This is a genomic window from Gilliamella sp. HK2 (genome assembly GCF_001690265.1).
Lineage (GTDB): Bacteria > Pseudomonadota > Gammaproteobacteria > Enterobacterales > Orbaceae > Gilliamella > Gilliamella apicola_C.
In genome coordinates this window covers 118,190-130,238 of record NZ_LZGV01000016.1, presented here as the reverse complement: position 1 = coordinate 130,238, position 12,049 = coordinate 118,190, and the positions used below count along the sequence as shown (strand labels likewise).

The following is a 12,049-nucleotide window of genomic DNA, read 5'->3' as shown; positions in this document are numbered from 1 at the left end:
TCTGGCGGTAATAGCGCGGTGGTCCCACCTGACCCCATGCCGAACTCAGAAGTGAAACGCCGTAGTGCCGATGGTAGTGTGGGTATTACCCATGTGAGAGTAGGGTGCCGCCAGACTTTTAAATTTAGTGAAGCCCAGCAGTGATGCTGGGCTTTTTTACGTTTGGTATTTTATTTAATGGAGCGCTTATTTGTATAGTAATATCTAGAGCGGATAGCCCGAAGAATAACGTATTGAAGATGATAAGTTGATGTTGAATTGATGTTGGAATGAAATGAGTTCACTAATTGCCTTTAATAAACCGTTTAATGTTGTGACACAATTTTCGGTGCATGAAAAATATCAAACATTAAAAGACTATATTACATTACCTAATTTTTATCCCGCTGGACGCTTAGATACTGATAGTGAAGGGCTATTATTGCTAACAAATAATGGTAAATTGCAGGCAAAAATCAGCTCACCAAAGTTTAAATTACCCAAAACATATTGGGTACAGGTGGAAGGCGTTATTAATCAAAAAGCTATAGATAGGTTAAGAAAAGGAATTCAATTAAAAGAACTTTATACCGCACCGGCTATAGTAACTTTTCTTGATGAACCATTGCAATTATGGCAAAGAGTTCCTCCTATTAGAGAGCGCAAAACAATACCAACTTCATGGGTAAGCATTACAATCACAGAAGGAAAAAATCGACAGGTTAGACGTATGTGTGCTGCTGTTGGTTTTCCTTGTTTAAGATTGGTTAGAGTTCAAATAGGCGCATACAATCTGTTTGCTCATCAGTTGCCATTAAATGAATGGCGATATATCACAACTCAAGATCTTTATTTATAACCAATATTGGCTATGATCAACGAATTCCATCTTTTATAATGTTCTAAAAATATCGAATTAATTGGGCTTTATTCTAAAATAAGATAAAATGATCTTTAAGTGATCATGGGATGAATTATTTATGGTTGAACAAAAAAAAGAAGGGTTTTTCTCTCGTTTAAAAAAAGGTCTTTTTAAGACTAAACAGAATATTGGAGCTGGTTTTCTAAGTTTATTCAAAGGAAAAAAAATTGATGATGCTTTATTTGAAGAGCTAGAAGAGCAACTTATTATTGCTGATGTTGGTTTTGATACTACACATAAACTAATAAGCTCGTTAACTCAACAGGCTTCAAGAAAAGAATTAAAAGATGCTGATGCTCTTCAAGAACTTTTAAAACAAGAAATGAAGTCTATTTTAGATGGGGTAGATAAACCTTTAGAGGTGAGTAACCATAATCCATTTGTTATCTTAATGGTTGGTGTTAATGGTGTAGGCAAAACCACGACAATTGGCAAATTAGCTCGTCAATTTCAACAGCAAGGTAAATCAGTTATGCTTGCTGCTGGTGATACTTTTCGTGCAGCAGCCGTTGAACAGCTGCAAGTTTGGGGTGAAAGGAATCATATTCCTGTTATTGCGCAGCATATTAATGCTGATTCAGCTTCCGTTATTTTTGATGCAATACAAGCAGCAAAGGCAAAAAAAATAGATGTGTTAATTGCCGATACAGCAGGGCGTTTGCAAAATAAATCTCATTTAATGGATGAATTGAAAAAAATAGTCAGAGTGATAAAAAAACAAGATGAAACAGCTCCTCATGAGATCATGTTAACTATTGATGCCGGTACCGGCCAAAATGCTATTAGCCAAACTAAACTATTTAATGAAGCAGTAGGTGTGACAGGTTTGACATTAACTAAATTAGATGGTACGGCAAAAGGTGGTATTATTTTCAGTATTGCAGATCAATTTAATATTCCTATACGTTATATCGGCGTTGGTGAAAAAATTGAAGATTTGAGACCTTTTGTTGCCGATGATTTTATCAATGCCCTATTTGATGAAAAAGATGAATAGAGAAAATTCATGATCCAATTTCAGCGTGTAAGTAAGATTTATTCTGGTGGTAAGCCAGCACTGCAGAATATAAGTTTTACTTTATCATCCGGAGAAATGGCATTTTTAACAGGACATTCTGGAGCGGGTAAAAGTACGTTAATGCGGTTAACTTGTGGTTTAGAAAAAGCTAATGATGGTAAAGTGTTATTAAATGGCATTGATGTTTCAAATTTAAAAAAACACGATATACCATTTTTACGTCGCACTATTGGCATGGTGTTTCAAGATCATCAGTTATTAATGGACCATACCGTTTATGATAATGTTGCTATTCCATTGATCATTTTAGGTAAACCCGCGGAAGAAATTCGTAGCCGAGTTTCAGCGTCGTTGGATAAGGTTGGATTGATAGATAAAATGAAATTTTACCCAATACAATTATCGGGAGGAGAACAGCAGCGAGTGGGAATTGCGCGAGCAATTGTTAACCATCCAAGCGTCTTGCTTGCCGATGAACCGACAGGTAATTTAGACGATAAACTATCAAAAGATATTTTAAAACTTTTTGAAGAATTCAATCAAGCAGGTGTAACCGTCTTAATGGCAACACACAATATAGGACTTATTCGTCGCAAGCATCATAGAATATTGCATTTAACTGAAGGGCGTTTAGAGGTTAAAAATTGACGCGTAATTCTGCTAAATCGAAAGAAAATCAAAATAGCTTTTTGTCTCGTTGGAAAAGGCAAATTGGTTATGCTTGGCGCAATACATTTAATGATTTTACACAACATATTTTTGCATCATTACTGACTATTTTTGTTATTGCAATTTCTATTATGTTACCCACTATTAGCTATTTACTTTGGAAGAATGCTAATCAAGCTGCACATAAGTGGTACCCAACACCGAATCTCACTGTTTATATTAATAAAGAATTAACTTCAGAGCAGACAGCTGAATTATTGAGCAAACTTAAATATTTTATCGAGGTTGATAGAGTTGATTACCTTTCTCGAGAAGAAACAAAAGAAGAGTTTAAGGCATGGTCTGGTTTTAGCAGTGCATTAGATCTATTAGATGAAAACCCATTACCGGCAGTGGCGATTGTTATACCTAAAGAAGAAGCAAAAAATACAGAGATAGTGCATCGGTTACAAGCTGAATTACTCAATATTGAGGGGATAGATGATATAAAGTTAGATGATAGTTGGTTTACTAAATTAACTGCGTTAACAAATATGGTGAAATCTATTGTTTGGGTTATTTCAATCTTTATGATTATTGCTGTATCACTTGTAATAGGTAATAGTATTCGTTTGAATATTTTTGCTAGAAAACAAACCATAATTGTTATGCAATTAATTGGCGCAACAGAAGGTTTTATTCTGCGCCCTTTTTTATATAGTGGAATTTTTATTAGTTTTATTAGCGCTATTATTGCGTTGGCATTATCAGAAATATTTATTTTTCAAATAGAAGCAATCATATTGAATGTTTCTGATGCTTTTGGAACAATAATTCATATTGAAGGTTTATTATGGGATGAAAGCCTATTAATTTTACTTATTACTATAATTATTGGATGGTTTTCATCATTTGTTGCAACAAAAAAATATTTAAAAATGACAAAAATTACCTAGCTATTTCTACGTAACTAACTAAAATATATATTAGTATTGATGAGTAGCTAACTTAGGGATATTTTTATTGATTTTACATAAAAAGGATGAACTAATTTATAGTCTGAAGGTCAAAGTAATAAATAGACAGTAGTTTTACGTTTTTTGATTGTTACATCTAATTTATGTAACAAGAATTAGTTAAGATAAAGGGGGAGTTAAATGAATACTGATATAAAAATCCAAGTAGGTGCTTTAATTCCACAAGGTAACATTGAATCATATGTTCGTATGGTTAACACTTATCCAATGCTAACTGCAGAAGAAGAAAAATCATTGGGTGAAAAACTTTATTATCATGACGATGTCGATGCCGCAAGACAACTTATTTTGTCTCATTTACGTTTTGTCGCTCATATTGCTCGTGGTTATTCAGGGTATGGTTTACCACAGGCGGATTTGATCCAAGAAGGTAATATCGGTTTAATGAAGGCTGTGCGTCGTTTTAATCCAGAAATTGGGGTGCGTTTAGTTTCATTTGCAATCCATTGGATAAAAGCTGAAATTCATGAATATGTACTTAAAAATTGGCGTATTGTTAAAGTTGCAACAACCAAAGCACAAAGAAAGTTATTTTTTAACCTAAGAAAGACCAAACAACGTTTAGGTTGGTTTAATAATGCCGAAGTTGATATGGTGGCCAATGAGTTGGGTGTAAGCCGTAAGGACGTGCTTGAAATGGAGTCTCGTATGTCGGCTCAAGATATGTCATTTGATGTAGATAGTGATGATGATGATAATTCAATTGTTGCACCTTCTCTCTACTTAGAAGATAGTAACTCTGATTTTTCTAAGTCAATTGAAAATGATAATTGGGAAAATGACGCGACAGATAAGTTACATGATGCATTATCACAATTAGATGAACGTAGCCAAGATATCATTAAAGCACGATGGCTAGATTCTGATGATAGTAAATCAACATTGCAAGTGCTAGCCGATAAATATCGTGTTTCAGCTGAGCGGATTCGTCAACTTGAAAAAAATGCAATGAAGAAATTACGAGTTGCTATAGAAGCATAATTTTGTTTATTAATGTTAACTTCCTAAACCTTACTTATAAAGAGTAAGGTTTTTTTACAACTGATGTTTTCGAGATTAATTTTATTAAACAGCATGCATGTCGCCCAGAAGTGTTAGATTTATATTTTTTAACAATTTGCAACAAGCAAGGAAAGTAACAAAACAATGGCTAATTATTCATAATACCGAATAACTTTATGGGACATTAAATAAATATGAGGTAAATTGAATATAAAAGACTAAAACAGGTAATATAATTTTCTAGGTAAGTTATGTACTAACTATGGGGTATTTAAAAGGCAATATTACTCTAATCGTAGGAAATGAATAACCAAAATGCCACTTATATTCTCAATTAGCTAAAACCTATGTTACCTAATAATAGTATAAAGATATGAAGAAAAGCGGATTCGTTATATTATTTATTTTGCTATTATCTCCGTGCAATAAAATTAAGATAATGGAAGAAAATAATCACGAAAATCCTATAATAGTTAATAAAGCGTTAAATGATAGCGATAACGATACCATAAAAAAATTTATACATTTTAATCAGGTAAAACAGGCACCTATAGATTGTTTAATAAAAAAATATCCCCCTTTATGGGATAAAACTTTTATTTTGGGTAAAAAGGATGGTTTTATTACTGAGTTTAGAGCTGGTTTATTCAAGTTTTTTACACAAAAACAAATAAAAAGCAGGGATATTAAAATTAGGGAAGTCACATGGGCTAGCAATAAAGAAGAAAATCTAACCGTATGGTTTGAAGAAAAAGATGATAAATGGATTCCAGTAGAACATTCCATCTGGAATAAAAGAGCAGTGTTTTAAAGTTGATATTATTTGTCAACTATTTTTACTCTATCCAATCTTGTCTACAGCTTCAATTAAAGTTACAAATAAAGTATAGTGATTATTAATAACGCTCTTTAGGGTTTTAGCCAAGAATATAATCTTCAAATAAATTTGATTAATCGTATTTAAATAATATACAAAAAAACTAATTTCTTACAAAGATGTCCTTTTGGTATACAATAATATTACCTAGTTCCTAGTGGTATGTCCACACTTTTTAGTACCAAAAAGATAAGGTCATAGATTCATTTTATATTCAATGGGTGACTGGTAATTTAAAGACGAACGAAGCCTGTTGTAATTAAACCAATCTACATAGTGATTAAATTGCAACCTGAGTTGTTCAAGTGAATCAAAAATCGTGTTTGACACAAATTCAGTTTTCACCGCTTTAAATGTTGCTTCAACAACAGCATTATCATAAGGGCATCCCTTATGGCTTAATGAACGCTCAATTCCAAACTCCTTTAAACATTCATCAAGTAGATGATTATCAAATTCTTTTCCTCTATCTGAATGAAATAACTCAACTGAATTTAAGTTAATAGGGATTTGGCTGATAGCATCCATAACCAGTTGAGCATTTTTATGTTTTCCTGCACTTCGTCCCACGATTTCTCGATTGCTTACATCAATAATCATACAAAGGTAATGCCATTGTTGTTTTACTCTCACATAAGTTAAATCAGTCACTAACACTTTGCGTTGTTGGCCTACGGTAAACTCACGATTAAGTTGCTTACTTACTGTTGATTCGTTGCTTTGTTCTGTATTAGCACGATATTTTTTACAGGTATATTTTGATACTCATCCGTTTTCTTGCATGATTCGACCAATTCGGCGACGGGATAATAGTATGCTTTTCTTTCTAAGCGCTACTTGTAGTCGCCTTGTTCCATAGGATTGATAGTTATCGTTAAATACCGCTTTCACTTTTTTACTAAGCTCTTTGTCTGTTTTTTTACTGGTTAATTGTAGTTGATAATAGAAGCTATTTCTTGACACTTGTAAACATCGACATAACGCACGTAAACTATATCGATGTTGATTCTCGGTGATTAATTTGATTTTCGTTCTATTATCAACGCCGCTTGCTTTAGGATGTCATTCTCCATTAACAAACGCTTATTTTCTTTTCGTAGGGCTATGAGCTCATTTTCTTGAGCACTACGATTGGCCTGAGCTGTAAACTCACCAGTGGCTTGATATTGCTTGATCCACTTATCTAATGCGGATTTAGTCAAGTCGTATTCGGCGACAATATCTGCTCGTTTTTTGCCATTTTGGTATAACATTACCATCTGTTTTTTAAATTCATGAGTAAAACTGCGTTTTTCTCTTCTTGAAATGAGATTTGTCATTGTTGGTTCCTTTTGTTTTTTGGTTATCATAACAATGACCTTATTAAACTGGTACTAATTAGTGTAGCCTGTCCATTTTGCTGGTCCATCAAACATCTGGAACCCAGATAAGGGCTTCTTTACCCAGTCTACAGACCCCATTATGATAAAAACTTCCCTACTACTGGTGCTAATGGTTTGTACTTTTATTTAGGCATAGGTGGGGTAGGCCCAAGTACATTGAGTTGGCCATCGGTCATTCATGGTAATCCGCAAGTATGACAGTGGTTCCGACTAACCCATCTGCTGAGGATTGGCGTAGTTTTGATCGCCCAGGGGGATTACGTGTTACGTTAACGGGCAGATGAATTCCGATTCTCCAGGTAATATACCTCGTCCCTCTTGCCAGCGACATTCGAGTTAGTCGGTCAAGATAGTCATGGTAGTGCTGTTATCAAGTATGGATTTAAGTTAAAGCAGTGGTTCGTCACCCGAGGTGAATATAATTACTATGACTATTTTAATTCATTGTCTTGGTGTAGAAGTATCGGTTACCAGATGCCCAAGAGTAAGGGATTTTACTCATTCGCAGCGTATAGGTGTCATGGGTGGTTCTGGCTGTGAAGGTTCAGTCGGCACCACGCCATCTTCATCTAGTAATCATTACCAGCGCAATATTAACGCCGGTTTCCTCACTGAGTGGGGCAACTTGCTCAACTACCCTGGTGCCAGTTGTACCGACGACCACTGGACGAGTGACGCTACTCCGGATAGTGAACGGTTCGACCGGTTCATTGTGTGGATAGGCACTGGTGAGATATACAGATACCGGTCGAGAGACTCTAGCCAGACTTTTTGCGCCTCGGTCCTTAAACCCTAGTCCTTGGTCGTGAGGTTGATATGGACTAATCTAGCCGAGGCTATTTAAGAAAGGTTGCTGCGTAAGGCACAACCTTTCGCTTACAAGATCGGTGAACTAATTAAATAACGAAGCGAATTGGTTGCGTAAGTGACCTGCCAACGCCGAAAGCGGTGTTAGCAGTGGTAAAATTGGCATATAAAAGAATAGCTAAATTAAACACATCACAAAAAATCTTACTTTTTTAAATCTAATCTTTGTAAGATCGCGCTCTGCTTTTTAAAAAGCTATTTTTGACTGTACTATTTTATACAATTGTTACATAATGTTATTATAATAACATTATGGCTTTATCTTTGTTATTTTTGTAACATTACTATTCATTTACCTACTAACAATATTTATTAGACATTATTACAAAGACAATTTAAGGATCTCGTTATGAGCTATGCAAAGTATATTGATCATACTTTACTCGCAATGAATGCGACGGAAAATCAAATTCGTAAACTCTGTGATGAAGCCAAGGAATATCATTTTTATTCTGTTTGTGTGAATTCAGGTTATGTTCCTTTAGCTGCAAGCTTACTCAATGGCAGTGATGTTAAAGTTTGTTCTGTCGTTGGTTTCCCTCTTGGTGCTATGCTGACTTGTGCTAAAGCTTATGAAACCGAAATGGCGATTAAAGCGGGCGCACAAGAAATCGATATGGTGATTAATGTAGGCTGGTTAAAAAGCAATGATTGGGACGCTGTTAAAAATGATATCGAAGCGGTATTTAAAGCTTGTGGTCAAGTGCCATTAAAAGTCATTTTAGAAACCTGTTTATTAACGAAAGAAGAAATTGTTAAAGTCTGCACCATTTGTAAAGAAATCGGAGTGGCTTTTGTTAAGACTTCAACAGGCTTTAGTGTTGCTGGTGCCACTGTTGAAGATGTTAAATTAATGCGCAAAACCGTGGGCGATAAGATGGGTGTGAAAGCGTCTGGTGGTATTCGCAATCGTGAAACGGCGGAAGCAATGATCCAAGCGGGTGCAACACGACTAGGTGCAAGTGCTGGTATTGCTATTGTTTCTGGTAACACTACATCATCAAGCAATTATTAATCAATAAACCCATCAATAAGCGACGTTATGTTGCTTATTGTTGTTGATGGAATCTGAATGGAAACGCAATCACAATCACAAAAAAGAATTAATGAGCTCATTCAAATTTTAACAAAAACTGATAAGATTCATTTAAAAGATGCTGCTAAGCTGTTAGCGGTTTCAGAAATGACCATTCGGCGAGATTTAAATAGTGTTCCTGCCTCATTAAGTGTTTTAGGTGGCTATATTGTCAGCGATGCTCGTTATCAAGCAACACAATATTTTGTTTCAGACCAACAAGATAAACAAGTTAACGAAAAGTTACACATTGCTAAACGAGCAAGCAAATTAGTTTTTGATAATGATACCGTCTTTTTTGATTGCGGTACCTCAATACCTTTTATTATTGATGCTATTGATGATTCCGTTACTTTTACCGCTATTTGTTATTCATTAAACGCATTTTTAGCATTACAAAATAAGCCGAATTGTAAGACAATTTTATGTGGTGGTCAGTATCAGGTAAATAATGCGATTTTTACCACCACTATAGGGCAATATAGTGAATTGAATTGGATTTGCCCAAATAAAGCGTTTATTTCGGCAGCTGGGATTGATATAACCCGTGGGGTAACTTGCTATCATTTTGAAGAGCTAGATAAGAAGTTGCAAGCCATGAAAAAATCGAATGATAATATTTTGATTGTTGATCATACTAAATTTAATCAAGTTAAGCCGGCTTTTATTGGCGAGTTAACGCTGTTTAATCAAATTATTACAGATAAAGCTCCTGCTAAGGAATTTATCACTTTTTTCAATAACCATAACATTAACTTGATGTATTAATATGAAAAATATCGCAATCTTAGGATCGACTGGCTCAATTGGTTGCAGTACTTTAACCGTTATTGCTCAAAATCCACATCAATTTAAAGCTTATGCTTTAGTTGGTGGCAATAATGTGATAAAAATGACTGAGCAATGTTTAGACTTTAAGCCAAAATACGTAGCCATGGCAACAGAGCAAGCGGCTGCTCAATTAAGAGCAAATCTTGCTAATCTAAAATTGGATGTTGAAGTATTAAGTGGTGAACAAGCTATTTGTGATTTAGCGCAATTGCCAGAAATAGATCAAGTTATGGCGGCTATTGTTGGGGCAGCTGGACTAAAGCCAACCCTTGCTGCCATTAAAAAAGGTAAACGTATTTTGCTTGCCAATAAAGAATCACTAGTGACTTGTGGGCATCTATTTATGCAAGCGGTTAAAAAGTATGGTGCTGAGCTATTACCTGTAGATAGTGAACATAACGCGATTTATCAAAGCTTGCCAACCGAAGTACAGCATAATTTAGGTTTTGCTAATTTGGCTGAGCAGGGTATTACTAAGATTGTTTTAACTGGCTCTGGCGGGCCATTTCGCGATTGGGCGTTAGATAAGCTTGTATCAGTTACACCAGAGCAAGCCATTGCTCACCCTAACTGGTCAATGGGTAAAAAGATTTCTGTCGATTCGGCCACTATGATGAATAAGGGATTAGAGTACATTGAAGCACGTTGGTTATTTAATGCCAGTGCTGAGGAAATGGAAATTCTTATTCATCCGCAATCGATTATTCACTCTATGGTACGTTATCAAGATGGAAGTGTGTTGGCTGAACTGGGAGTGCCAGATATGTGTACGCCAATTGCCTATGCTATGTCTTACCCTGATCGGGTTCCATCGAGTGTGCCACCGTTGGATTTTTGCCAAATTTCGGCTTTAACATTTAAACAACCTGATTTTAATCGTTATCCTTGTTTAAAATTGGCGATAGAGGCATCCAATCAAGGTCAGGCTGCCACAACAGCACTGAACGCTGCCAATGAAGTTGCGGTTGAGGCTTTTTTGCAAAATAAAATTGGTTTTATGGATATTGCTAAAAATTTATCAAAAACCTTAGAAAAATTAACTTTTCCTGAACCGTCAACTATTGATGATGTTTTTATAATAGATCAGTGGGCAAGATCACAATGTGGCCAGTGCTAAATATTATTTAGTTTTAACAAACAATGAATTAAATTTAAGTAAGGGCAGTTGATAACCAAAATTATGGTTTTACTACCCCATTAGTGGCACTCTTTGTTAGGCCATTTGTTTCGCAGTTAATGTAGGGTTATCGCTAATAAATGATTGTAAAAATACACTATCAGGTAATGCGGTTAATGCGCCTTTTTGAGTAGTTGCTAAGGCACCACAAGCACTAGCTATAGTCATCATGCTTTCTAACATTAGCTTATCTTCTGGCATGCCTGATGATGCAATACTGCTTAATAATCCTGCTACAAAAGCATCACCCGCGCCAGTGGTATCAACGCTATTTACATGAAACGAATCAAAAGTAAAGATTTTACCTTGCCATAATACAATACTGCCATCTTTACCTTTGGTAATGAGCTTTAATGGTGCTTCATAGTGTTGTTGTAGCTTTCTTAGTGCTTCATGCCAATCATTGCATTGTGTTAACCAAAATAGTTCTTCATCCGATAACTTGAGGATATCAGCATCATGGCAAAATTGCGTAATAGTTGTGCGCATTTCGTTTTTATTTGGCCACATCTGCTCGCGCAAGTTAATATCAAAGCTGATTAAGCCACTTTTAGCTGTAAGGCGTTCGATTGCTGTTTTGACTGTTTGCCGGCAAGGATGCCCGACGAGAGCTAAAGAACAAAAATGTAAAATATCTTGGTTGAAATCAGGTATCGCTTGCTGAGACAAAAATTGATCAGCTGAAGGTGACACAAGAAACGTAAAACTGCGTTCGCCATTTTGACCTAAATCGACAACTACAGTACTGGTTCGATGTTGTTCATCTTTTTCAAGGCATTGACAATCAACGTGATATTTACGGAAAGTCGTTTCCATAAAATCACCAAAAGGATCATTACCCACCCGACCAATAAAAGCGGAAGGTAATCCTAATTTAGCAACACCAATAGCAACATTAGCTGGTGCCCCACCAGCGCAAGCTTGATAATTCATATCGCCAAATGGCAACAAATCAATGACAGCATCTCCAAGGGACCAAACTTTAGTATTATTCATTTTTCAACTCGATTATAGTTAGTGACTGCGGTAATCTAGCACAGGTATAAATTACTTGTGCTTTGTAAAATACATCATCTTTTTTACTTTTTAATAACATCATTGATGTTTAATTTTTTGTTGAATTAATTATGACTTGTTTTTAAAAGTCTGCCATAAACTAAATTATTTAACAAAAAATTCATTGTTGATATTAGAAATATGTGACTATCATCACATATTTTATCGCTAACTACAT

General features: G+C 35.3%; 9 protein-coding genes, 1 rRNA gene and 2 pseudogenes. 10 read left to right on the top strand and 2 right to left on the bottom strand.

Going from position 1 to position 12,049, the window contains the following annotated elements:
* From rrf to A9G45_RS01525, 7 genes and pseudogenes are all read left to right on the top strand, one after another.
* Positions 1–116: ribosomal RNA gene (rrf, locus tag A9G45_RS01555) — 5S ribosomal RNA — on the top strand.
* A gap of 158 nt (positions 117–274) precedes the next feature.
* Positions 275–838 carry a pseudouridine synthase gene (locus A9G45_RS01550; protein ID WP_065566156.1) on the top strand — a complete coding sequence of 188 codons (564 nt, stop codon included), beginning with the start codon at positions 275–277 and terminating at the stop codon, positions 836–838.
* A 136-nt stretch (positions 839–974) separates the two neighbouring features.
* Positions 975–1,898, top strand: a pseudogene (ftsY, locus tag A9G45_RS01545) (signal recognition particle-docking protein FtsY); the annotation flags it as partial.
* 9 nt (positions 1,899–1,907) lie between these two features.
* Positions 1,908–2,567 (top strand): cell division ATP-binding protein FtsE, encoded by a 660-nt coding sequence (gene ftsE / locus A9G45_RS01540; protein ID WP_065566155.1) that lies wholly within the window; start codon positions 1,908–1,910, stop codon positions 2,565–2,567.
* Positions 2,564–3,523, top strand: a complete 960-nt coding sequence (gene ftsX / locus A9G45_RS01535; RefSeq protein WP_065566154.1) for a permease-like cell division protein FtsX — start codon at positions 2,564–2,566, stop codon at positions 3,521–3,523. The genes ftsE and ftsX overlap by 4 nt, the downstream gene beginning before the upstream one ends.
* A gap of 201 nt (positions 3,524–3,724) precedes the next feature.
* A complete protein-coding gene (rpoH, locus tag A9G45_RS01530) occupies positions 3,725–4,585 on the top strand; it encodes an RNA polymerase sigma factor RpoH (RefSeq protein WP_065566153.1) in 861 nt (286 codons plus the stop codon).
* A gap of 394 nt (positions 4,586–4,979) precedes the next feature.
* Positions 4,980–5,417, top strand: coding sequence for a hypothetical protein (locus tag A9G45_RS01525; RefSeq protein WP_065566152.1), 438 nt, complete (start codon positions 4,980–4,982; stop codon positions 5,415–5,417).
* A 261-nt stretch (positions 5,418–5,678) separates the two neighbouring features.
* On the opposite strand, the pseudogene A9G45_RS13975 reads toward A9G45_RS01525, so the two are convergent.
* Positions 5,679–6,790, bottom strand: a pseudogene (locus A9G45_RS13975) (IS3 family transposase).
* Between the two features lie 1,291 nt (positions 6,791–8,081).
* On the opposite strand from A9G45_RS13975, the gene deoC reads away from it, so the two are divergent.
* The 3 genes from deoC to ispC are packed head-to-tail and all read left to right on the top strand — an operon-like array spanning position 8,082 to position 10,755.
* On the top strand, positions 8,082–8,747 hold the full coding sequence (deoC, locus tag A9G45_RS01510; RefSeq protein WP_065566150.1) for a deoxyribose-phosphate aldolase: 666 nt from the start codon (positions 8,082–8,084) through the stop codon (positions 8,745–8,747).
* A gap of 57 nt (positions 8,748–8,804) precedes the next feature.
* Positions 8,805–9,575: a DNA-binding transcriptional repressor DeoR gene (gene deoR, locus A9G45_RS01505; RefSeq protein WP_065566149.1), complete on the top strand. Its 771-nt coding sequence runs from the start codon at positions 8,805–8,807 to the stop codon at positions 9,573–9,575.
* A gap of 1 nt (position 9,576) precedes the next feature.
* Entirely contained in the window at positions 9,577–10,755 is a 1,179-nt protein-coding gene (gene ispC / locus A9G45_RS01500) for a 1-deoxy-D-xylulose-5-phosphate reductoisomerase (RefSeq protein ID WP_065566148.1), read from the top strand.
* 96 nt (positions 10,756–10,851) lie between these two features.
* On the opposite strand, the gene A9G45_RS01495 is transcribed toward ispC, so the two are convergent.
* The gene (locus tag A9G45_RS01495; RefSeq protein ID WP_065566147.1) at positions 10,852–11,811 is read right to left on the bottom strand and encodes an aminoimidazole riboside kinase; all 960 of its coding nucleotides are present in this window, start codon (positions 11,809–11,811) and stop codon (positions 10,852–10,854) included.
* Positions 11,812–12,049: the final 238 nt, after the last annotated feature.